This is a genomic window from Pseudomonas sp. WS 5078, assembly GCF_012985745.1.
GTDB lineage: Bacteria > Pseudomonadota > Gammaproteobacteria > Pseudomonadales > Pseudomonadaceae > Aquipseudomonas > Aquipseudomonas lundensis_A.
This window is the reverse complement of sequence record NZ_JAAQWX010000001.1, coordinates 669106-690484: the sequence shown is the minus strand read 5'-3', so window position 1 is coordinate 690484 and position 21379 is coordinate 669106. Positions and strand designations below refer to the sequence as shown.

The following is a 21379-nucleotide window of genomic DNA, read 5'->3' as shown; positions in this document are numbered from 1 at the left end:
CCAAAGGGTCTAAATCGCCGTCAGGCATTCGACCATGGTAGCGGGACGCCAGCCTTTGAAAATGAATAGACTGCGCATCTTGCTTCCGTTGCCCGAGATAACAATCCATGTACCGTGAACGTATTCGCCTAAATTCCCTACACGATAAGGTCATGAGCGCCGAAGAAGCCGCCGCCCTTATCCAAGACGGCATGACCGTTGGCATGAGCGGTTTTACCCGTGCCGGCGAAGCCAAAGCCGTTCCGCACGCGCTGGCCGAACGCGCCAAACTGGCGCCGCTGAAAATCACCCTGATGACGGGCGCCAGCCTGGGCAACGACCTGGACAAGCAATTGACCGAAGCCGGCGTACTGGCTCGTCGCATGCCGTTCCAGGTAGATAGCACACTGCGCAAGGCGATCAATGCCGGCGAAGTCATGTTCATCGACCAGCATTTGTCCGAAACCGTTGAGCAACTGCGTAACCAGCAGCTCAAGCTGCCGGATATCGCTGTGATTGAGGCCGTCGCGATTACCGAGCAAGGTCATATCGTTCCTACTACCTCCGTCGGCAACTCGGCCAGCTTCGCGATTTTCGCCAAACAAGTGATCGTTGAGATCAACCTGGCGCACAACCCGAATCTGGAAGGCCTGCACGACATCTACATTCCGACTTACCGCCCAACACGTACGCCTATCCCGTTGGTAAAAGTTGACGACCGCATCGGCAGCACTGCCATCCCGATCCCGCCGGAAAAAATCGTCGCTATCGTCATCACCAACAAGCCTGATTCGCCGTCCACCGTTTCTGTACCGGACAGCGAAACCGACGGCATTGCGTTCCACCTGATCAACTTCTTCAAACAAGAAGTTGCAGCCGGGCGTATGACCAACAAGTTGGGTCCGCTGCAGGCCGGTATCGGCAACATCGCCAACGCCGTGATGTGCGGCCTGATCGACTCGCCGTTCGAAGACCTGACCATGTACTCCGAAGTACTACAGGATTCGACTTTTGACCTGATCGACGCTGGCAAGATGAGCTTCGCCTCGGGCAGCTCGATTACCTTGTCGGAGCGTCGCAACACGGACGTGTTCGGCAACCTGGAGCGCTACAAGGACAAACTGGTCCTGCGTCCACAAGAAATCTCCAACCACCCTGAAGTTGTGCGCCGTCTCGGCATCATCGGCATCAACACCGCGCTGGAATTCGACATCTACGGCAACGTGAACTCCACCCACGTCTGCGGCACCCGCATGATGAACGGCATCGGCGGTTCGGGCGACTTCGCCCGTAACGCGCACTTGGCGATCTTCGTAACCAAGTCGATCGCCAAGGCCGGTGCGATCTCCAGTGTAGTGCCGATGGTCAGCCACGTTGACCACACCGAACACGATGTGGACATTCTGGTAACCGAACAGGGTCTGGCCGACCTGCGCGGTCTGGCGCCACGCGAGCGCGCCCGAGTGATTATCGACAACTGTGTGCACCCGGACTTCCGTGAAGCACTCAACGACTACTTCAGCAAAGCCTGTGCAATCGGTGGCCACACCCCGCACATTCTGCGCGAAGCGTTGAGCTGGCATATCAACCTGGAAGAAACCGGTAAAATGCTCCCGTAATACGCGAGCTAGACAGCCGCCGACGAAAACACTGTTTTCACGGCGGCTTTTTTATGCGCGCTATTCCAAAAACTGTACTGCTGTACTGGTCATTTCCTACCCTTACAAGCCGCATTTCATACAAGATTGATTAAAAATGCACCAACTTAGTGCCTACCGGTACAGTTGTGCCCATTTACGCCCGTACAGCACCCCTAAACAGTTAACTGGCTCTGCACAATACAGGTGAACTGTATCTAGAGACTCTGGACGCGGAAGAGGATCATGGGCACCAGTTAAACCACTACCCAATGCCGCCACAAGCGGAAGGATGCCATCATGGAACGTACCCTCAGTTCCGATTTGTTCACCGAAAGCAACACTGTCAAAAACCAGGCCTCGATGCCTTTGCGCGTACTTGCCAACCTGATGTTGTGGCAGCGCCGTATTTCCAGCCGCCATCAACTGGCTCGTCTGGACTCGCGCCTTCTGGCAGATGCCGGGATTAGCGAAGCACAGCGTTACGAAGAGCTGAGCAAGCCGTTCTGGCGCTAACACGCGCTCGCTGGCCCTGATGTACGATTCACCGCCAGCACCCAGAATTTGTAAAACAAAACCCGTCGCGGGCAACCGCTGGCGGGTTTTGTCGTTTTAGGGCTTCTTTATGAGCAGTTAATGCGACAGGTACAGTTATAAATTCAAAAAAATAGATAAGTACAGTTTCAGATTCCAATACGTTTTCGCCTTATTTCAGCCCTTGGCCGTAAAACCTTCTTTGCCCTGCGCGGTACCGGGCCTACTATTCGGCTTATAAACGTCTAACTTATAAGCTCATGCCAAGGAGTATCACCATGCCCACTCTTCGCCTACTCAGCGCTGCGGCTTTGCTGGCTGTTGCTGCCAGCGCCCACGCTTCCAGCTTCATCGTGACCACAGACGCCATTGTAGGCACGCTTAAGGCCACTACAGATCTGACGTCCGATGCCACCAACTCCATCCGCGACAACAAAATCGTGCGCGCTGCCCGCGACGATGCCGCAAGCTTCGTGGCAAGTGAAGGCACTATCCGGGGGGTGAAACTCGAAAGCGCACTGGACTTCATCCGTCAGCAAGCACCACAACTGCAAGCGTCCGATGCACAACTGGCCCAGGCCATTCTGACCCTCTGATTTGCCGTGCCATTGCTGCCGGGCAGCGCGAGGCTATGTGCGACGTAACCCGAGCACAGCCTCGCCCTCGGACAGCGGGCACATCCACTTTGCCCTGCCCCGCCCATTACGCTAGCCTTGGCCCTCGCTCAACTAACGTCGAGACCCATGCGCTTTCTCTCAATTGCCCTACTTGCCTTTTGCTGGACTCAAACTGCAGCTGCCTTCGACACGAGCACGCAAACCACTGTGCTCACCGGGTATGTCACCAGCAAAGTGACCTCAGCACCCTTCGAAAACAAACTGATTCGTGCCGCTCAGGATGACGCTGCCGCTTTTATCGCCAGTGACGGCCAACTCCGAGGTTCCCGGCTGGAATCAGCCTTGCACTATTTGCGTCAGGACCAGCCAAAATTGACTGCCAGTGACCTTGAACTGGCACAAGCAATTCTCGTCCAATAACTACCCGCGTTTTCTGGAGAATGTTCATGCGTAGCCCGTTGATTGCCGCCACCCTTGGCCTGCTGTTGTTGGCCGATGTGGCTCAGGCACAAACCCTGGTGCAAACCAGTAACATTATTGTTCGTGCGTTCGGACGCGCGATTGACTTCACGTCTGACACCACGACATCGATACGCGACTCCAAAGTGGTACGTGAAGCCCACGATGACGCCGCCACTTTCGTTGCCAGCCAAAGCAACATTCGCGGCGTCCAGTTGGAATCCGCCTTCAACACCTTGCGTGAGCGTGTGCCAGAAGCTCGCAGCGCCAGCGACCAGGAACTTGCCGAAGCTATCCTCGCACTGTGAGGCCACTCGCGCGTTGGCTTGCCGCCTGCGGCCTGCTGCTAATCGGCAGCAGCGCCCAGGCCGCGCTGCATCTGCAACTCAAGAGCGACGGCCTGAGCCCGGCTGAACAGCAGGCCAGTCAGGCGTTGCTGGACGAGGCCATGCAGAAGCTGCCACCGCGGTTTATCGAGCAACTGGACCGCCAGATCCTGGTGGGCTGGACCGATGACATGCCGAGCAACGCCTACGGGCAAGCTTCGTTGGTGGCCGAGCTGGATCTCAATCGCAAGCTGCTGACGAGCTTGACCGACGGCTCGGCCGCCACTGAGCAAACCAGTCGCCCCCACGGCACTGTGCGCCGGGAAATGCTCGCCACGGTGCTGCACGAACTGACCCACATTTATGACCGCGCCCGTTTGTGGCCGGACGCACAGCGCACGCTCATCCAGCGCTGCACGCATCAGCACAACAGCGCCGGGCTGATTGGCCTGCCGGACGGGTGCCGGGGCCAAACCGAACGCCGTTTCACCCTCAGCGATGATCCGCGCCTGCTCGACCTGGCTGGCTGGCAACAATATGTCGGCCGTCGTGGCGAGCGTGAGCAAGACAATCACCAGATCGTCCGCAGCCCGGACTTGTACGAAGTCACCAACCCCCGGGAGTTTGTCGCGGTGAACATGGAGTATTTCCTCCTTGATCCGGCCTATGCCTGTCGCCGCCCGGCGCTGTATCGCTACTACAAGGAACACTTCGGTTGGGCCCCGGCTGCCCGGGATGAATGTTCCAAAGGCTTCGCCTTTCTCAATGCCGGCAATGATTTTGCCAAACAACCCCTCGGCACCGTCGACCCCGAGCGTGTGTATGCCGTCGATTACCTGCTTGCCGAAGCCAATCAGGAATGGGCCAGCCGCTGGGGCCACAGCATGTTGCGGCTGGTAATCTGCGCGCCCGGCCGTCCACGCGGCCCTGATTGCCGACTCGACCTGCAAGAACATCTGGTGTTGTCCTACCGGGCATTCGTCAACGACGTACAGTTATCGAGCTGGGACGGCCTGACCGGCGCCTACCCGTCGCGCCTCTTTGTCTTGCCACTGGCTCAGGTGATTGACGAATACACCAAGACCGAACTGCGCAGCCTCGCGTCTGTGCCCCTCACGCTGAGCCGCCCAGAAATCGAAGAAGTGGTCGAGCACGCGGCAGAGATGCACTGGAGTTATGACGGCAACTACTACTTCATTTCCAACAACTGCGCGGTCGAAACCCTGAAGTTGCTGCGCAGCGGCAGTGACAACGCGCAGCTCAAGGGCCTGGACAGCATCATGCCCAATGGCCTGCTGGAAGTGCTCAAAGCGCGTGGGCTGGCCGATACCCGCGTGCTGGATGACAAGAAAGAAGCGCTGCGCTTGGGTTACCGCTTTGACTCCTACCGCGATCGCTATCAAGCGATGTTCGATGTTCTCAAGACCCGCCTGCCGATCCAGCAAACCAGCGTCGAAGACTGGCTCGCCCTCAGTCCGGACGCTCGACGTCCGTGGGTCGAACAAGCCGATCTGCGCGCCAGCGCTGCGTTGTTGCTGCTTGAGCAAGCCGCGTTTCGCCGTCAATTATTGCTGGCTCAAGACGAAGTCAAACAGAAGTACTTAAAAGTGCGCGGCATTGAAGGTGCCGGCATGGACAAGGCCAACAAGACGCTTCAAGAAATTCTCGCCAGCAGCGGCTTTCTCAGTCGCCCGGCGGAGTTGCTGGGCAGCAGCGGCTATGGCCTGCCACAGGCCCAAGAATGGGAAATGCTCGAATCCGAAAGCAGTCAGCGCCAGCAACAGCTACTGCGCCTGACCGGGGATCTGGACAAGGAAGTACGCAGCCTGCTGGAACCCGCCCGCGCCGCCGAAATTGCCGCGACCGAAGCCAACGTCAAACAGATCGGTGAGCATCTGCGGGCGATTCACAAGGCTTCAGGCGGCCTGCAATTGCCGTAAGCCTGTGTTCAGTGGTTACGCACCGGGCACAAAGTGTTTTTGTGCGGTGCCATGGGCGATCAGCCGCGAGAGGTAGCCCATCTTCGCGGCATCCTGATCCACAAAGCGGAAGGTCAGTTGCAACCAGTCGCTGTCAGGCTTGGGCTCGTAGGCAACGACCGCGTGCAGGTAACCATTGAGACGTGCCACCTCGGCGCTCTCGCCCTGCTCAAGGTCAAGCACGGCGCTTTCCAGCACCTGAGGCAGCACGTCGCCACGACGCACCACCAGCAGCGCCTCCTTGAGGCTCAAGGCCTTAATGACGCATGCCTGTGTGCCACTGGAAAGGCGCAATTGACCCTGACCACGCCCTGCAGGTGTATGTGCCTTTGCCGCAGGTTTGGCTGCGACTGCCGGGCGTGCAACGGGTGCAGGCGCAGCGGCAGGCGTTGCAGCCACGGTCTGAGCCTTGCCGCCAGTCAATGCATTGAGCGAATCATTCCCGAATGCCGAGTTCATCCGCGTCGGCGCACTGGCCAGCAGGGTTTCGAGCTTTCCGGCCTTGTTCAGTGCGTGTTTGACCTTGGTCAGCAACTGCTCGTTGGTAAAGGGCTTGCTGACGTAACCCGACACACCCGCCTGAATCGCCTGCACCACGTTCTCTTTATCGCCACGGCTGGTGACCATGATGAACGGCAGGGTTCTCAAGTGATCTTGCTCGCGGCACCAGGTCAGCAGCTCAAGGCCGGACATTTCAGGCATTTCCCAGTCACACAGCACCAGGTCGAAGGTTTCGCGGGCCAGTATGGCCTGGGCTTTGCGACCGTTAACCGCGTCTTCGATCTTGATGCCCGGGAAGTAGTTACGCAGGCACTTTTTGACCAAATCGCGAATAAACGACGCGTCATCCACCACCAACACACTGACCTTGCTCATCGACTGCTCCTTTGAAATCTTGACTAGCATGCGCCGAATGATGGCCATGTGCCAAATCTTGGGGGCACCCCGAATGACTTTACGTTCGCAGAGCGCCTGAATGTGAACGCCGAAACGTAAAACGCCCGGCTAAAGCCGGGCGTTTTTAATCTCGGGCAGTCTTATTTATCGTCAGGCACCTGCGGAACATTAGCGTTATCCACACCCGTGCCTTCAACTTCTTCGCGCATACGCTTGAGGCCCATATGGCGCACATCCGTTCCGCGCACCAGGTAGATCACCAGCTCCGAAATATTGCGTGCGTGGTCGCCAATCCGCTCCAGCGAACGCAGTACCCAAATGATGCTCAGCACCCGCGAAATCGAACGCGGGTCTTCCATCATGTAAGTGGCCAGCTCACGCAGTGCCGTTTTGTATTCGCGGTCGATGATTTTGTCGTACTGCGCCACAGACAGCGCAAGGTCAGCATCGAAACGGGCGAAAGCGTCCAGGGCATCGCGCACCATGTTGCGCACCTGATCGCCAATGTGCCGCACTTCTACGTAACCGCGCGGCGCTTCGCCCTCTTCACAGAGCTGGATCGCACGGCGTGCAATTTTTGTCGCCTCGTCACCGATGCGCTCCAGGTCGATGACTGACTTGGAAATGCTGATAATCAGCCTCAAGTCAGAGGCCGCAGGCTGACGGCGGGCCAGAATGCGCAGGCATTCTTCGTCGATGTTGCGCTCCATCTGATTGATCTGTTCGTCAATTTCACGCACTTGCTGAGCCAGCCCGGAGTCGGCCTCGATCAACGCCGTGACCGCGTCGTTAACCTGCTTCTCGACCAGCCCGCCCATGGCCAGCAAGTGGCTGCGCACTTCTTCGAGTTCCGCGTTGAATTGCGCGGAAATGTGATGGGTGAGGCCATCCTTTGAAATCATGGTTCTGCTCCGCAAATCGGTGAGCGGCACGCGCCAGGCGGCCAGCCAATTGTGTCATTACGCCAAGCGGCAGGGGCCGCTCCCACTAGCCATAGCGCCCGGTGATGTAATCTTCGGTCTGCTTTTTGGCCGGGTTGGTGAACAGCGTGTCGGTGTCGCCGTATTCGACCATCTTGCCCATGTACATGAAGGCGGTGTAATCCGACACCCGCGCAGCCTGTTGCATATTGTGGGTCACGATCACGATGGTGAACTTGGACTTGAGCTCGTAAATCAGCTCTTCGACTTTCAGTGTCGAGATCGGGTCGAGTGCCGAACACGGCTCATCGAGCAGCAACACTTCGGGTTCAACCGCGATGGTACGGGCAATCACCAGACGCTGCTGCTGACCACCGGACAAGCCCAGCGCCGAGTCGTGCAGACGGTCTTTAACCTCATCCCACAACGCTGCACCTTTAAGGGCCCACTCCACGGCCTCGTCGAGGATGCGCTTTTTGTTGATGCCCTGAATGCGCAAGCCGTAGACCACGTTTTCGTAGATGGTCTTGGGGAACGGGTTGGGCTTCTGGAACACCATGCCCACACGACGACGCAGCTCGGCCACGTCTTCGCCCTTGCGGTAGATGTTATGGCCGTAGAGGTTGATTTCACCTTCGACGCGGCAACCGTCCACCAGATCGTTCATACGGTTAAATGTGCGCAGCAGCGTGGACTTGCCGCAACCCGACGGCCCGATGAACGCAGTCACCCGTTGTTTCGGGATGTTCAGGCTCACGTCGAACAATGCCTGCTTGTCGCCGTAATAAAGGTTTAACCCCGGGACTTCAATGGCGATTTCTTCATTGGCCAGGTTCAAGCTTTGTTTGCTGCGACCCAAGGCCGACATGTTGATGCCGTGGGACGTGGATTCATGCTGCATGGGTTGCTCCATACGCTAAAAATTCGTTCCGGTTACTAAAAACCGGGCTTCTCGTTGGCAGAAGGGCCGATGGGCCGCGCCTGCCATCTATGTTCGTTATCAGCTTTCCAGCGCCTTGTACTTCTCGCGCAGGTGGTTGCGAATCCACACCGCCGACAGGTTCAGGGTCGCGATCACCAGCACCAGCAGCAGCGCCGTGGCGTATACCAGCGGCCGCGCGGCTTCAACGTTCGGGCTCTGGAAGCCCACGTCATAAATATGGAAGCCCAGGTGCATGATCTTCTGGTCCAAATGCAGGTACGGGTAGTTGCCGTCCAGCGGCAACGACGGCGCCAGCTTGACCACACCCACCAGCATCAGCGGTGCCACTTCACCCGCTGCCCGCGCCACGGCGAGGATCATGCCGGTCATCATGGCCGGGCTGGCCATCGGCAATACGATCTTCCACAGCGTCTCGGACTTGGTCGCACCCAGCGCCAGCGAACCTTCGCGCACCGTACGCGGAATACGCGCCAGCCCCTCTTCAGTGGCCACAATCACCACCGGGACGGCCAGCAGCGCCAGCGTCAGCGAGGCCCACATCAGGCCCGGCGTACCGAAGGTTGGCGCGGGCAGTGCCTCGGCAAAGAACAGTCGGTCAACCGACCCGCCCAGCACGTACACAAAGAAGCCCAGACCAAACACGCCGTACACAATTGCCGGCACACCGGCCAGGTTATTCACAGCAATACGGATCACGCGGGTCAGGGTGTTCTGCTTGGCGTATTCACGCAGGTACACCGCCGCCAGCACGCCGAACGGGGTCACGATCACAGCCATGATCAGGGTCATCATCACGGTGCCGAAAATCGCCGGGAAAATACCGCCTTCCGTGTTGGCTTCTCGCGGGTCTTCGCTGAGGAATTCCCAAATGTTACTGAAATACATCGCCAGCTTCTGCCAGCTGTTCATGGCGTTCGGCTGGTAGGCCTTGACCACTTTGCCGATGTTGATTTCCAGCTCTTTACCGTTGGCATCGCGGGCCGTCAGGCTGTCGCGATTGAACTGGGCATGCAGATCACCCAAGCGGTCTTCAATCGCTTTGTAGCGCGCATTCAGCTCGGCACGTTCGGCTTCCATGTCCGCCTGGGCTTGCGGTGTCAGTTTGCCTTCCAGCTCCAGCTTGCGGCCCTGCAGACGAATCCGCTCAAGCCCATAGTTGATGGCGCCGATGTCTTTCTTTTCCAGCTGGCTGAGTTGCTTGGCCAGCTCGTTAACGCGCTTGACCCGCGCCTGCAGCTCAGGCCACGCCGCTTCACCTTCGGCAATCACCTTGCCGTTTTCTTTCACATTGACCAGATAGCCGTAGAAGTTACCCCACTCGCGACGCTCGACCGCCAGCAACTCGGGCGGCGTCTTCTGGTCGGTCAGCCACTCGCCCACCACCCACGAAAAGTCGTTGCCGTTGAGGTCGCGGTTGCCGACCTTGATCAGCTCGCGGGTCATGAATTCGGGGCCTTGTTCCGGCACCGGTAAACCGGCGCTTTTCAGGCGTTCGCGGGGCACTTCTTCCTTTTGCACCACTTCGCCCAGCACCACGTGATTGGCTGAGCCCGGCACGTTGTACTGCGCCAGCACCAAATCAGCCGGCCAAAAGTGGCCCAGCCCACGCACGGCAATCACTGCCAGCAAACCAATGGTCATGATGACCGCGAGCGACACCGCGCCACCGCTGATCCAGACGCCCGGGGCGCCGCTCTTGAACCAACCTTTGAGGGAATTCTGTTTCACAGACTTCTACCTTCCTTAAAGCGACGAATATTTCTTGCGCAGACGCTGACGGATCAGCTCGGCGAGAGTGTTCATGATGAAGGTGAACAACAGCAGCACCAGCGCCGAGAGGAACAGCACGCGGTAGTGACTGCCGCCCACTTCGGATTCAGGCATCTCCACCGCCACGTTCGCCGCCAAAGTCCGCAAGCCTTCGAACAGGTTCATTTCCATGACCGGCGTGTTGCCAGTGGCCATCAGCACGATCATGGTCTCGCCTACCGCACGGCCCATGCCGATCATCAGTGCCGAGAAAATGCCCGGGCTGGCGGTCAGGATGACCACGCGGGTCATGGTTTGCCACGGCGTGGCACCCAGCGCCAGCGAACCCAGCGTCAGGCCGCGCGGCACGCTGAACACGGCATCTTCAGCAATCGAGTAAATGTTCGGGATCACTGCAAAACCCATCGCCAGGCCGACGACCAGAGCGTTGCGCTGGTCATAGGTGATACCCAGGTCGTGGGAGATCCACAAGCGCATGTCGCCGCCGAAGAACCATGCTTCCATGAACGGGCTCATGTACAGCGACAGCCAGCCAATGAACAGAATCACCGGAATCAAAATCAGGCTTTCCCAGCCATCCGGCACGCGCAGGCGGATGGACTCCGGCAGACGACTCCAAGTGAAGCCCGCCAGCAAAATCCCGATCGGCAACAGCATCAGTAGGCTAAAAATCCCCGGCAAATGCCCTTCCACATACGGGGCCAGGAACAGGCCGGCGAAGAAGCCCAGAATCACTGTCGGCATCGCTTCCATCAGTTCGATCACCGGCTTGACCTTACGGCGCAGGCTCGGGGCCATGAAGTAAGCGGTGTAAATAGCCGCGGCAACTGCCAGCGGGGCAGCCAGCAACATCGCGTAGAACGCGGCTTTCAACGTACCGAAGGTCAAAGGCGCGAGGCTCATCTTCGGTTCGAAGTCGGTGTTGGCCGCAGTTGATTGCCAGACGTATTTCGGTTCGTCGTAGTTCTCGTACCAGACCTTGCTCCACAGCGCGCTCCAGGACACTTCCGGGTGCGGGTTCTTCAAGGTCAGCGGCAGCAGCTTGCCGCCCTCTTCCACGATGATGCGGTTGGCGCGTGGTGACAGCGCCATGATGCCGGGGCCTTCAGCGACCTTCTCGACCAGCAGAGTACGGTGCGCGGTGCTGTGGAACACACCAATTTCACCTGCGGCGTCCAGCGCCAGGAAACCTTTGCGGCGTTGTTCGGCGGTGATTTCAACAATCGGTGAGTCGCCCATTTTGAAGCTGCGAATGTGCTTGAAACGCTGTTCACCATCTGGGTCGCGGGCCATGAACCACTGGCTCAGGGTGCCGGTGGAATCACCCAGGATCAGCGAAATGCCACCCACCAACTGGGTACTGGCCGTGATTTCAGTGGTGGCGTCTTCAGCCAATTTGTAACGGCCATTCAAGCTTTTTTCGCGCAGGCTGAACACGTCCGCTTGAGCACGACCATTGATGACATACAGCCATTGCTGACGCGGGTCGATGTACAACGCTTTGACCTTCTCGGTCATCTGCGGCAACTCGATGCGGGTTTCGGAGTTCGTGACCTCACCCGTCATCATGTTTTCTTCACTGGCCAACGACAGCACGTGCAACTGCGCGCCGGTAGAACCGGCCAGCACCAGCGTTGAATCGTTCACGCTGAGGTTCACGTGATCCAGCGCACGCCCTTGAGGATCAAGCGCGACAGGCGCCTGACCGTACGGGTATTCGATGGCCGGGGTGATGGTCTTGTTGCCATCCGGGTAGCTGACTTTATACGTGTGGCGGAACACCAGCGCCTGGCCATTGGACAAGCCCAAGGCCACCACCGGGTTACCCGGTTGATCCTCACCCAGCGACGTCACATGAGTGTCGGCAGGCAGCGGCAGGTTCACGCGGGAGAGCTCATCGCCGTTCTTGGCATTGAAAAACAGCACCATGCCCTGATCGGACACGCGCATACCGACCTGATTCTGCTCTTCAACCGACAGCATCAACGGCTTGCCTGCGTCCTGCATCCACACAGGCGTAATCGCCTGCTTGGCATTCAGGTCGGCGCCCTGAAACAGTGGCAGCACCACATACCCGAGGAAGAAGAAAATCAGGGTGATCGCGCCGAGCACGGCAAGACCGCCGATAAATACATACCAGCGGGTCAGGTGATCTTTAAGCGCGCGGATGCGGCGCTTGCGTTGCAGTTCAGGCGTATTGAAATCAATGCGCTTGGGAGCGGATGTCGTAGTCATTGGGGAATTGGCCAGATCATTCATGCGCACACCCTAGCGGTCCTGTATGACAAAAAGATGACAAAGCAGTGACGCAAAAAAGCCGCTGCCCAGTGGGGCTGGCAGCGGAGTGGAAAATTAAGTAGTTACCCGGCTCAGAACCTGATGTCGCGGCCGCAGGCTGCATGTCTTGATTACAGCCTGAGGCAGCAACTACAGGGTTATGCGCCTTCTTTCAAACCCAGGTCGGCCAAGGCTTTGGCAGCAACTTTGGCGGGCAGCGGGATGTAGCCATCCTTGACCACGACTTCTTGACCTTGTTTGGACAGCACCAGCTTGATGAACTCGGCTTCCAGCGGGTTCAGCGGCTTGTTCGGTGCTTTGTTCACGTACACGTAAAGGAAACGCGACAGCGGGTATTTGCCGTTCAATGCGTTTTCTTCAGTGTCTTCAACGAACTCAGTGCTGCCTTTCTTGGCCAGCGGCACGGTTTTCACGCTGGCGGTCTTGTAACCGATGCCCGAATAACCGATGCCGTTCAGCGAGCTGCTGATCGACTGCACCACCGAGGCCGAGCCCGGTTGCTCGTTCACGTTTGGCTTGAAGTCACCTTTGCACAAGGCTTCTTCTTTGAAGTAGCCGTACGTACCGGACACCGAGTTACGACCAAACAGTTGCACCGGCTTGTTGGCCAGATCGCCGGTCACTCCCAGGTCACCCCAGGTTTTGATGTCCGATTTGCCGCCACACAGACGCGTGGAGGAGAAGACAGCGTCAACTTGCTCCATGGTCATGTGCTTGATCGGGTTGTCTTTGTGCACGAACACCGCCAAGGCATCGACGGCCACCGGGATGGCGGTCGGCTTGTAGCCGTACTTCTGCTCGAAGGCAGCCAGTTCGTTGTCTTTCATCTTGCGGCTCATCGGGCCCAGGTTAGCGGTGCCTTCTGTAATCGCAGGGGGCGCGGTCGAGGAACCGGCAGCCTGAATCTGGATATTGACGTTCGGGTATTCTTTTTTGTAGGCCTCAGCCCACAAGGTCATCAGGTTCGCCAGGGTATCGGAACCAACGCTGGAGAGGTTACCCGACACACCAGTGGTCTTAACGTACGGCTGGATTGCCGGATCAACACCCGCGGCAACCGCATTCGCAGTTGCAACGCCTGCGGCGACAAAAGTCAGGGCCGCCATCACACGCTTCAGTCTCATGCCTTACTCCTAGCAAACGGGGTTAGATGAATCGGGGGCCAGTATCTGCAGGCCATGTGACTACTCTATGAACCGATTGTGACAATTAGATGAAAGGCCAGCATTCGCAATGAATGGCTGGCCTTCCAGAGAAGTGGCGCGGGCGTGCCCTAGGGCTAGAGGCCGGGGGTCAGCGGCCTTTCTTCCACAGATAAGCACCGACCAATAAACCCATGGTGCAAATGATTGCAACGTAATACGCCGGGCCCATCGGGCTTTCTTTGAGCAGCAACGTCACGGCCATCGGGGTCAGACCACCGAAAATCGCGTACGCCAGGTTGTAAGAAAACGACAAACCGCTGAAACGCACAACGGGCGGGAACGCTTTAACCATGACATACGGCACCGCCCCGATGGTGCCTACAAACAAACCACTCAATGCGTACAGCGGAAACAACCAATCCGGGTGTTGCAACAGGCTGTGATAGAAGGTCCACGAGGTAATCAACAGCGCAGCACAGCCGAAGACGAACACCTTGCCCGCACCAAATCGGTCCGCCAATGCGCCCGACGCGATGCATCCCAAGCTCAGGAAAACAATGGCCAGGCTGTTGGCTTTCAATGAAACCGTGGCCGAGAAACCATAAATGGTTTGCAGCACGGTCGGGGTCATCAAGATCACCACGATGATCCCGGCCGACAACAACCATGTCAGCAGCATCGACACTGCGATGGCACCACGGTGGTCACGCAAGACAGTTTTGAGCGGCACTTCTTCGGCCAGTGCCTTGCGCAGTTGCAACTCGGCAAACACCGGGGTTTCATGCAACCAGCGACGCAAGTAGACCGAAAACAAACCAAATACGCCGCCGAGCAAGAAGGGAATACGCCACGCGTAGTCAGATACTTCCATCGGGGTGTAAAGGGTGTTGATGGCCGTGGCCACCAGCGAGCCCAACAAAATACCCGCTGTCAGGCCGCAGGTCAGCGTGCCGCAGGCGTAGCCCACATGCCGTGGCGGTACGTGCTCGGCCACAAAGACCCACGCGCCCGGCACTTCACCACCAATGGCCGCACCCTGAATAACGCGCATCAGCAGCAACAGGATCGGCGCCCACATGCCGATCTGCGCATACGTCGGCAGCAAACCCATGATCAGCGTCGGTACGGCCATCATGAAAATGCTCAAGGTGAACATCTTCTTGCGCCCCAGCAGGTCGCCAAAGTGCGCCATGACAATGCCGCCCAGTGGCCGTGCGAGATAACCGGCAGCGAAAATGCCGAAGGTTTGCATCAGCCGTAGCCACTCGGGCATATCGGCCGGGAAAAACAGCTTGCCGACGACCGTGGCAAAGAACACAAAAATAATGAAATCGTAAAACTCCAGCGCGCCGCCCAAGGCAGACAACGAGAGTGTTTTGTAGTCATTACGGGTCAAGGGACGCGAAGGTGGCGCAGCACTGGAAGGCTCGGTGATCATAGGATTTGGGCATCTCTTATTAGGCTAGGCAAAAGCGGCAACGCCCCAGGCATAGGCCGGGCGGTCACGAACGATAACAAATTGCCTGCAAAAGCACAGAGGTAGACGTGTCGCCCCTTTAAAAAGCAGAATCAGACGGTCGTAGACGGCGTTGCCGACCGATATACTCGCGGACCGTAAGCAACGACCTACGGATTTTGAGTGGCTGTACGACACGCCCTAATGCGTCCCTTCAGCCGATACCTCGAAGTTGTTTCCCCTTGGTGCGGCTTGGGAAGAACGTGACGAACGGAGTATGTTCGGGCTGAATCGTTTTTCTAAAGACGCTTTTTCACCCGCAATACACATGATGAATCACGGGTCAGAGGCCCTTCGGCATGCTAGAGCTCGAACAAGAAGATCCAATCCCGCAAGGCGACCTGGCCTTGCAAATTACTGCACTGCCACGCGAAACCAATGGTTTCGGTGATATTTTCGGCGGTTGGCTGGTGTCCCAGATGGACCTCGCTGGCACGGCCATGGCCAGCAAAGTGGCAGGCGGGCGTGTCGCCACCGTCGCCATTGACCGCATGGCGTTTCTGGTCCCAGTGGCAGTCGGTGCCCAGCTGTCCTTCTATACCCAAGCCCTGGAAATCGGCCGCAGCTCGATCCAGATGATGGTCGAAGTGTGGAGCGACGACCCGCTGTCCAGCGAATGGCGCAAAGTGACCGAAGCCGTATTTGTGTTCGTCGCCATCGATGGCAGCGGCCGCACGCGCTCGGTGCCGCCACGGCGTTAAACCTGACGGCGTTTTGCCTGTCTACTGCTGCCCTTGTCCTGTAAAGAGAGCCTGTCATGCCCAGCCACACGTCACTCCCGAGCACTTCATTGAAATTGGGCGAGCTGGACTGCTGGCACTTTATCCACGGGCAAGCGCAACTGCTGATCGCCAAACAGGGCGCGCAGGTGCTGAGCTATCAGGTCGGCGACGACAAACCGGTGATCTGGCTGAACGAAAAGGCGCAGTTCGTCCACGGCAAAGGTATTCGTGCGGGTGTACCGATTTGCTGGCCATGGTTTGGCAACCTGGCCCTCAACCCGCCCAGCGTGCAAGCCATGCGTGCCAGCGCTGAACCCGCCACCGCCCATGGTCTGGTACGCACCCGAGAGTGGGAACTGCTGGATTACGATGACGCCGGCGAAGCGCTGCATATAGAACTGGGCTTGCCGCACGTAGAGGGCGGCTTGCCCGGCTGGCCGCACGACGTGACGCTGACCCTGAAGATCCGCCTCGACACCCACCTGCACCTGAGTCTCGTCAGCCATAACCGCAGCGACACCGCCGTGAGCATCAGCCAGGCGCTGCACAGCTATTTTGCGGTCAGCAATGTAAGCCAGGTGCGTGTCGAAGGCGTGGAGGGGCTGACCTACATCGAAACTTTGGATGACTGGAAACGCGTCAAGCAGTCAGGGGATTTGACCTTCAGCGGCGAAACCGACCGCATCTACCTCGACACCCCTGACACACTGAGCATCGTTGACCCTGAATGGGAACGTCGCATCACCCTCCAGAGCGAGGGTTCACGCAGCGCTGTGATCTGGAACCCGTGGATCGACAAGACCGCGCGTTTCAACGACATGGCCGCCGACGGCTGGCAGCGCATGCTGTGCATCGAAACCGCCAACGTAATGGACGACGTCGTCACACTGGAGCCGGGCGCCATCCACACGCTGGGCGTCAGTATTGGCACAACCGCGCTCTGACACCTGTAACCGCTGATAATCAGCACGAGGCCGCGATCAACACGTGCGGCCTGTCAGCGACTTACAGAACCCTTACAGATCCTCTTCCTTCACCACCCGCACCTGCCCGGCGTCCAGCGCATACGCCGCATCGGCCAAGTCATTGGTAACCTTTTCGACCTTCAACGTGCCCGTTACCCACAACGGCGTGTAAATGTCATCCAGCTTCAAGCCTTTTGGATAACGCACCAGCACCAATTGATTGGGAGGCGGAGGCGGAACGTGGATACAGGCACCCGGGTAAGGCACGAGGAAAAACAGCGTGCTGCGCCCTTTCGCGTCGCTTTCGAGCGGCACCGGATAGCCGCCCAGACGGATGGTCTTGCCGTTCATGCTGGCCACTGTCTTGGTGGAATACATAACGGCTGGCAGGCCTTCGCTTTGTTTCAGGCCACCCTTATCGGTAAACGTCCCCTGCGCTTCAGGTGAGTCATGATCGATTTCGGGCATTTGTTCGAGGGCTAATTGATCCGACTTCGGCATCAGCTCGAGCCAGTCGGTTTCCGGCAAGTCTGCCGCGTGTACCAGGCTTGCGCCCAGCAAAAGAAAGGTCATTACAAGACGGCGCATGGCGGACTCAACTAAGAAAGACGTAGGACGCCGCGCATTCTAGCCCTCTCTGCGCCTGGCGCAGAGAGAAGCCGCATCCGGTCAGTTCTTTTTAGAGACCATGCCGTAAATGATCAGCAGAATCACGGCACCGACCACTGCGCCGATAAAGCCGGCACCTTCGCCCGCCTTATAGATACCCAGCGCCTGGCCGCCGTACGTAGCTGCCAACGAACCGCCGATACCCAGCAGGATGGTCATGATCCAGCCCATGCTGTCGTCGCCCGGCTTCAGGAAACGGGCCAGCAGGCCAACGATCAAGCCGATAAAAATGGTTCCGATGATGCCCATGGACGATCCCTCTCTTTGAATGGTGTTAAACCAAAGCCTAGACAGCACTTTGGCATCACGCCATCAGAGGGCGGCGGCAACCGAATGGTTCCCGCCGATGTACCGTTTATGCTTCGTCGATCAGCGCTTCAACCCGCAGGATCTGCGCTTGCAGGGTCGCCATGTCGGCACAGCGCAAGTTGGCGTGGCCCACCTTACGACCCGCCTTGAACGCCTTGCCGTAGTGATGCAAATGGCAATCGGCAATCGCCACCACCTTCTCAACCGCAGGCACCGTACCAATAAAGTTGAGCATGGCGCTCTCGCCCACTTTGGCCGTCGAACCCAGCGGCAGGCCAGCAATGGCACGCAGGTGGTTTTCGAACTGGCTGCATTCGGCGCCTTCGGTGGTCCAGTGACCCGAGTTGTGAACCCGAGGCGCGATTTCGTTGGCCTTGAGACCCCCGTCGACTTCAAAGAACTCGAACGCCATCACGCCCACGTAATCCAGCTGCTTGAGCACACGGCTGGAGTAGTCTTCGGCCAGCGCTTGCAGCGGGTGGTCGGTACTGGCAACCGACAGCTTGAGAATGCCGCTGTCGTGGGTGTTATGCACCAACGGGTAGAACCGGGTTTCGCCATCACGACCGCGCACGGCGATCAGCGACACTTCACCCGTGAAGGGTACAAACCCTTCCAGCAAGCATGCGACGCTGCCCAGTTCGGCAAACGTACCCACCACATCGGCCGGGGTGCGCAGCACTTTTTGGCCCTTGCCGTCGTAACCCAGGGTGCGGGTTTTGAGCACGGCTGGCAGGCCAATGCTGGCCACCGCTGCATCCAGGTCCGCCTGGGACTGAATGTCGGCAAAGGCCGGGGTAGGAATACCCAAGTCCTTGAACATGCTTTTTTCGAACCAGCGATCACGGGCAATGCGCAGCGCATCGGCACTCGGGTACACCGGTACGAACTGCGACAGGAACGCCACGGTTTCGGCTGGCACGCTTTCGAACTCAAAGGTCACCAGATCGACTTCGTCCGCCAACTGGCGCAGGTGATCCGGATCACCGTAATCCGCACGCAGATGCTCGCCCAAAGGCGCCGCACAGGCGTCAGGCGCAGGGTCAAGGAAGGCGAAGTTCATGCCCAGCGGAGTGCCCGCCAGAGCCAGCATGCGACCCAACTGGCCGCCACCGATTACACCGATTTTCATCGTTAGAAACCTCAGGCCAGGCGCGGGTCTGGATTGTCCAGCACGCTGTCAGTCTGTTCAGCACGGAATGCTTTCAACACGGTATGGAACTGCGGGTGCTTGGCGCCCAGGATGCTGGCGGACAACAACGCGGCGTTGATCGCCCCGGCCTTGCCGATGGCCAGCGTCGCCACTGGAATGCCCGCAGGCATTTGCACGATCGACAACAGCGAGTCGACGCCCGACAGCATCGATGACTGCACCGGCACGCCGAGCACAGGCAAATGGGTTTTTGCCGCACACATGCCTGGCAAGTGGGCTGCGCCACCGGCACCGGCAATAATGACCTCGATTCCGCGGCCTTCGGCCTCTTCGGCATACTGGAACAGCAAATCCGGCGTGCGGTGGGCAGAGACCACTTTCACTTCGTAAGGAATGCCGAGTTTTTCCAGCATATCGGCGGTGTGGCTGAGGGTGGACCAATCGGACTTGGAGCCCATGATCACGCCTACCAGTGCACTCATCGTCGCGCCTCTTCTCTTGGGCGCCCGCAGGCGCGTCAAAAAACAACAAGCCACGTGGGGGATCCGACGTGGCTTGTTATAGGAATTAAGGCCGGTCAAGCCAGCCGAAGGCCGCGCAGTATACCCCAAAGAAGTGCGTTAAAAGCACCTTTGACGACCATCTGTCCGCAGCCTTTTAAATCGTGCAAACACCCGGTTTTACTGACCCTTGGGTCAGGCCACATGCACGCCCGCGCATCCTGCGGCCACGCCAACACGCAATCGAAAAAACTTACACCCACAGGCGAAAAAAGCAGGTCGACTCACAGACACCACGCGTCGTTAACCCCCCCGTCTACGCCTTAACTAATGAAGCCAGCTTGATAACAAGCGACATGACACCGTGCCCAGCACACCCTGCAAAGCGCTCTTCATGCATAAAAGGATTTATAGATGAAGCCCATCACGTTTCATATTTTTGTACACAACGATGTGACCTTGAGCGACCGTGTTCTCGCCCTTCAATATTTCAAAGACTTCACGGACGAAATCTCTGCCATTACAGGGCGCACATTCAAATTCAACTTGCTAAGAAACATTCCGGGGGTCACTGATTTCAACTACACCTCCAAAAGCGCTCAAGAGGTCGCAGATCGCTGGATGGCCGTGGCCGCCGCCTATAAAAACGCCAACAACTTGGGCTGGACCCAAACCGAGCGCTACATTCTGGTGATCAATGGCAAGATTAACGACCAGGTATTAGGGGCCGCCATCCCGCGAAAACCCGCCCTCATTGCCAGTGTCAGTAGCTACCAAGTGATTGCCCATGAAGTAGGGCATAGTTTCACAGCGACTCATGAAGACGCGGAAATAGGCTGGAACCCCTGGGGTATCCCGTGCGAAACCTATGTGTACCCAGAGGTGAGTGCAGCCCGTGCAAACTGCTATCGCTATACCCGGCAAAACCGTGAGCACATTGTTAATTACCTGAAAGACGCCCCCTAACCCCCCGCACGCGTGGTTGCCCATTCGGCTTTTAACGAAAGCGTCGAATAAGCGGATAGGCCTGCTCGACAGGCCTTCCTTTTCACGTTGCCGAAGGGGTAGCCCCGCCTTCCAGCTTGCGCCACAGCAATCGCACGTTAGCCTTGCGCACCAACGCACAGCGATACAGACGAATCTCCAGGGGCACGTGCCATTGCGGCCCGCCACACACCACCAGTTCGCCGCGCGCCAGCTCGGCGCGCACGCTCAAATGAGGCACCCAGGCAATGCCCAGCCCCTCTAGCGCCATGCTCTTGAGGCTATCTGCCATGGCAGTTTCATAAATAGTGGTAAAGCGCAGGCTGCGCTGGCGCAGCAGCAAATTGACCGAGCGCCCTAAAAACGCCCCCGCACTGTAGGCCAGCAAGGGCACGCTTGCATCGCCTTCCAGGTCGAACAGCGGTTTGCCGTCCGCATCGGCAGCGCACACTGGCAACATTTCGGTATTGCCTAAATGCAACGACGGGAAAATCTCCGGGTCCATCTGCAACGCAGCGTCCGGATCGTAAAAAGCCAGCATCAAATCGCAGCCGCCCTCGCGCAATGCATGCACCGCGTCTCCGACGTTAGTCGCAACAAGGCGTGTCGCAATGTTCAGCCCTTCATTGCGCAATTGCGCGATCCAGCGCGGGAAAAACCCCAGCGCAAGCGAGTGCGCGGCAGCCACTTGCATGACCTCGCCCTGCCCGCCTTCAAGGTGATGCAGGTGGCGCAACACCTCGCCCAACTGCTCGACCACCGTACGGGCGGTGACCAAAAACAGTTGACCGGCCGCAGTCAACTCCACCGGGGTGCGGGAACGATTCACCAACGTCAGCCCCAAGGCCGCTTCGAGGCTGCGAATACGTCGACTGAAGGCCGGTTGCGTCACGAAACGACGCTCAGCCGCTTGAGAAAAACTGCGGGTGGCGGCCAGCGCACTGAAGTCTTCCAGCCATTTACTTTCGAGATTCATTGAGCCTCCCCGAGGCGCACCAATTTGGGTCACACGTTCGACGCGCCCGTCGCGTCACGTCGGCATTATGCCGTTTCTGCA

The 21379-nt window shown here is 58.3% G+C and carries 21 protein-coding genes; 9 read left to right on the top strand and 12 right to left on the bottom strand.

Annotated features, from left to right (window positions below; translation table 11 throughout):
• Window positions 1-107 precede the first annotated feature (107 nt).
• From HBN68_RS03175 to HBN68_RS03150, 6 genes are all read left to right on the top strand, one after another.
• Window positions 108-1598, top strand: a complete 1491-nt coding sequence (locus HBN68_RS03175; RefSeq protein ID WP_094994127.1) for an acetyl-CoA hydrolase/transferase family protein — start codon at window positions 108-110, stop codon at window positions 1596-1598.
• Between the two features lie 318 nt (window positions 1599-1916).
• Entirely contained in the window at window positions 1917-2132 is a 216-nt protein-coding gene (locus HBN68_RS03170; RefSeq protein WP_094994126.1) for a DUF1127 domain-containing protein, read from the top strand.
• A gap of 296 nt (window positions 2133-2428) precedes the next feature.
• On the top strand, window positions 2429-2746 hold the full coding sequence (locus tag HBN68_RS03165; protein WP_094994125.1) for a DUF2388 domain-containing protein: 318 nt from the start codon (window positions 2429-2431) through the stop codon (window positions 2744-2746).
• A 147-nt stretch (window positions 2747-2893) separates the two neighbouring features.
• Entirely contained in the window at window positions 2894-3187 is a 294-nt protein-coding gene (locus HBN68_RS03160) for a DUF2388 domain-containing protein (RefSeq protein ID WP_094994124.1), read from the top strand.
• A 26-nt stretch (window positions 3188-3213) separates the two neighbouring features.
• Entirely contained in the window at window positions 3214-3534 is a 321-nt protein-coding gene (locus tag HBN68_RS03155) for a DUF2388 domain-containing protein (RefSeq protein ID WP_169962533.1), read from the top strand.
• A complete protein-coding gene (locus HBN68_RS03150; protein WP_169962531.1) occupies window positions 3531-5492 on the top strand; it encodes a DUF4105 domain-containing protein in 1962 nt (653 codons plus the stop codon). Before HBN68_RS03155 ends, HBN68_RS03150 begins: the two co-directional genes overlap by 4 nt.
• 15 nt (window positions 5493-5507) lie before the next feature.
• Here HBN68_RS03150 and HBN68_RS03145 read toward each other — a convergent pair whose 3' ends face one another.
• The 7 genes from HBN68_RS03145 to HBN68_RS03115 form a co-directional block, all read right to left on the bottom strand.
• A complete protein-coding gene (locus HBN68_RS03145) occupies window positions 5508-6407 on the bottom strand; it encodes a response regulator (RefSeq protein WP_094994121.1) in 900 nt (299 codons plus the stop codon).
• A gap of 161 nt (window positions 6408-6568) precedes the next feature.
• The gene (gene phoU, locus HBN68_RS03140; RefSeq protein ID WP_094994120.1) at window positions 6569-7330 is read right to left on the bottom strand and encodes a phosphate signaling complex protein PhoU; all 762 of its coding nucleotides are present in this window, start codon (window positions 7328-7330) and stop codon (window positions 6569-6571) included.
• A gap of 85 nt (window positions 7331-7415) precedes the next feature.
• Window positions 7416-8249, bottom strand: a complete 834-nt coding sequence (pstB, locus tag HBN68_RS03135) for a phosphate ABC transporter ATP-binding protein PstB (RefSeq protein ID WP_169962529.1) — start codon at window positions 8247-8249, stop codon at window positions 7416-7418.
• Between the two features lie 99 nt (window positions 8250-8348).
• Window positions 8349-10019 carry a phosphate ABC transporter permease PstA gene (gene pstA / locus HBN68_RS03130; RefSeq protein ID WP_094994118.1) on the bottom strand — a complete coding sequence of 557 codons (1671 nt, stop codon included), beginning with the start codon at window positions 10017-10019 and terminating at the stop codon, window positions 8349-8351.
• 15 nt (window positions 10020-10034) lie between these two features.
• The gene (locus tag HBN68_RS03125) at window positions 10035-12320 is read right to left on the bottom strand and encodes an ABC transporter permease subunit (protein ID WP_094994117.1); all 2286 of its coding nucleotides are present in this window, start codon (window positions 12318-12320) and stop codon (window positions 10035-10037) included.
• Between the two features lie 176 nt (window positions 12321-12496).
• The gene (locus tag HBN68_RS03120; protein ID WP_047279100.1) at window positions 12497-13483 is read right to left on the bottom strand and encodes a phosphate ABC transporter substrate-binding protein PstS; all 987 of its coding nucleotides are present in this window, start codon (window positions 13481-13483) and stop codon (window positions 12497-12499) included.
• Window positions 13484-13652: 169 nt separating this feature from the next.
• Entirely contained in the window at window positions 13653-14942 is a 1290-nt protein-coding gene (locus tag HBN68_RS03115) for an MFS transporter (protein ID WP_169962527.1), read from the bottom strand.
• Between the two features lie 377 nt (window positions 14943-15319).
• Here HBN68_RS03115 and HBN68_RS03110 point away from each other — a divergent pair, with 377 nt between their 5' ends.
• Window positions 15320-15721 (top strand): acyl-CoA thioesterase, encoded by a 402-nt coding sequence (locus tag HBN68_RS03110; RefSeq protein WP_003438129.1) that lies wholly within the window; start codon window positions 15320-15322, stop codon window positions 15719-15721.
• A 56-nt stretch (window positions 15722-15777) separates the two neighbouring features.
• Window positions 15778-16686 (top strand): D-hexose-6-phosphate mutarotase, encoded by a 909-nt coding sequence (locus tag HBN68_RS03105; RefSeq protein ID WP_169962525.1) that lies wholly within the window; start codon window positions 15778-15780, stop codon window positions 16684-16686.
• A 72-nt stretch (window positions 16687-16758) separates the two neighbouring features.
• Here HBN68_RS03105 and HBN68_RS03100 read toward each other — a convergent pair whose 3' ends face one another.
• The 4 genes from HBN68_RS03100 to purE all read right to left on the bottom strand — a co-directional run bounded on the left by HBN68_RS03100 (window position 16759) and on the right by purE (window position 19320).
• Entirely contained in the window at window positions 16759-17295 is a 537-nt protein-coding gene (locus HBN68_RS03100) for a DUF3299 domain-containing protein (RefSeq protein ID WP_169962523.1), read from the bottom strand.
• An 81-nt stretch (window positions 17296-17376) separates the two neighbouring features.
• Complete coding sequence (locus HBN68_RS03095; RefSeq protein ID WP_094994113.1) at window positions 17377-17625, bottom strand: GlsB/YeaQ/YmgE family stress response membrane protein; 249 nt, start codon at window positions 17623-17625, stop codon at window positions 17377-17379.
• Between the two features lie 106 nt (window positions 17626-17731).
• Window positions 17732-18817: a 5-(carboxyamino)imidazole ribonucleotide synthase gene (locus HBN68_RS03090; protein ID WP_094994112.1), complete on the bottom strand. Its 1086-nt coding sequence runs from the start codon at window positions 18815-18817 to the stop codon at window positions 17732-17734.
• 11 nt (window positions 18818-18828) lie between these two features.
• Window positions 18829-19320 (bottom strand): 5-(carboxyamino)imidazole ribonucleotide mutase, encoded by a 492-nt coding sequence (purE, locus tag HBN68_RS03085; RefSeq protein ID WP_047279087.1) that lies wholly within the window; start codon window positions 19318-19320, stop codon window positions 18829-18831.
• Window positions 19321-19752: 432 nt separating this feature from the next.
• On the opposite strand from purE, the gene HBN68_RS03080 reads away from it, so the two are divergent.
• Window positions 19753-20304, top strand: a complete 552-nt coding sequence (locus HBN68_RS03080; protein ID WP_169962521.1) for a reprolysin-like metallopeptidase — start codon at window positions 19753-19755, stop codon at window positions 20302-20304.
• Between the two features lie 82 nt (window positions 20305-20386).
• Here the strand turns inward: HBN68_RS03080 and HBN68_RS03075 are convergent, their stop codons facing one another.
• On the bottom strand, window positions 20387-21298 hold the full coding sequence (locus HBN68_RS03075) for a LysR substrate-binding domain-containing protein (RefSeq protein ID WP_094994110.1): 912 nt from the start codon (window positions 21296-21298) through the stop codon (window positions 20387-20389).
• Window positions 21299-21379: the final 81 nt, after the last annotated feature.

Bases quoted from the DNA above. Each gene is read 5' to 3' on its own strand.
- HBN68_RS03175 (WP_094994127.1), top strand. From the start codon at position 108: ATGTACCGTGAACGTATTCGCCTAAATTCCCTACACGATAAGGTCATG.
- HBN68_RS03170 (WP_094994126.1), top strand. From the start codon at position 1,917: ATGGAACGTACCCTCAGTTCCGATTTGTTCACCGAAAGCAACACTGTC.
- HBN68_RS03165 (WP_094994125.1), top strand. From the start codon at position 2,429: ATGCCCACTCTTCGCCTACTCAGCGCTGCGGCTTTGCTGGCTGTTGCT.
- HBN68_RS03160 (WP_094994124.1), top strand. From the start codon at position 2,894: ATGCGCTTTCTCTCAATTGCCCTACTTGCCTTTTGCTGGACTCAAACT.
- HBN68_RS03155 (WP_169962533.1), top strand. From the start codon at position 3,214: ATGCGTAGCCCGTTGATTGCCGCCACCCTTGGCCTGCTGTTGTTGGCC.
- HBN68_RS03145 (WP_094994121.1), bottom strand. From the start codon at position 6,407: ATGAGCAAGGTCAGTGTGTTGGTGGTGGATGACGCGTCGTTTATTCGC.
- phoU (WP_094994120.1), bottom strand. From the start codon at position 7,330: ATGATTTCAAAGGATGGCCTCACCCATCACATTTCCGCGCAATTCAAC.
- pstB (WP_169962529.1), bottom strand. From the start codon at position 8,249: ATGCAGCATGAATCCACGTCCCACGGCATCAACATGTCGGCCTTGGGT.
- HBN68_RS03125 (WP_094994117.1), bottom strand. From the start codon at position 12,320: ATGAATGATCTGGCCAATTCCCCAATGACTACGACATCCGCTCCCAAG.
- HBN68_RS03120 (WP_047279100.1), bottom strand. From the start codon at position 13,483: ATGAGACTGAAGCGTGTGATGGCGGCCCTGACTTTTGTCGCCGCAGGC.
- HBN68_RS03115 (WP_169962527.1), bottom strand. From the start codon at position 14,942: ATGATCACCGAGCCTTCCAGTGCTGCGCCACCTTCGCGTCCCTTGACC.
- HBN68_RS03110 (WP_003438129.1), top strand. From the start codon at position 15,320: ATGCTAGAGCTCGAACAAGAAGATCCAATCCCGCAAGGCGACCTGGCC.
- HBN68_RS03105 (WP_169962525.1), top strand. From the start codon at position 15,778: ATGCCCAGCCACACGTCACTCCCGAGCACTTCATTGAAATTGGGCGAG.
- HBN68_RS03100 (WP_169962523.1), bottom strand. From the start codon at position 17,295: ATGCGCCGTCTTGTAATGACCTTTCTTTTGCTGGGCGCAAGCCTGGTA.
- HBN68_RS03095 (WP_094994113.1), bottom strand. From the start codon at position 17,625: ATGGGCATCATCGGAACCATTTTTATCGGCTTGATCGTTGGCCTGCTG.
- HBN68_RS03090 (WP_094994112.1), bottom strand. From the start codon at position 18,817: ATGAAAATCGGTGTAATCGGTGGCGGCCAGTTGGGTCGCATGCTGGCT.
- purE (WP_047279087.1), bottom strand. From the start codon at position 19,320: ATGAGTGCACTGGTAGGCGTGATCATGGGCTCCAAGTCCGATTGGTCC.
- HBN68_RS03080 (WP_169962521.1), top strand. From the start codon at position 19,753: ATGAAGCCCATCACGTTTCATATTTTTGTACACAACGATGTGACCTTG.
- HBN68_RS03075 (WP_094994110.1), bottom strand. From the start codon at position 21,298: ATGAATCTCGAAAGTAAATGGCTGGAAGACTTCAGTGCGCTGGCCGCC.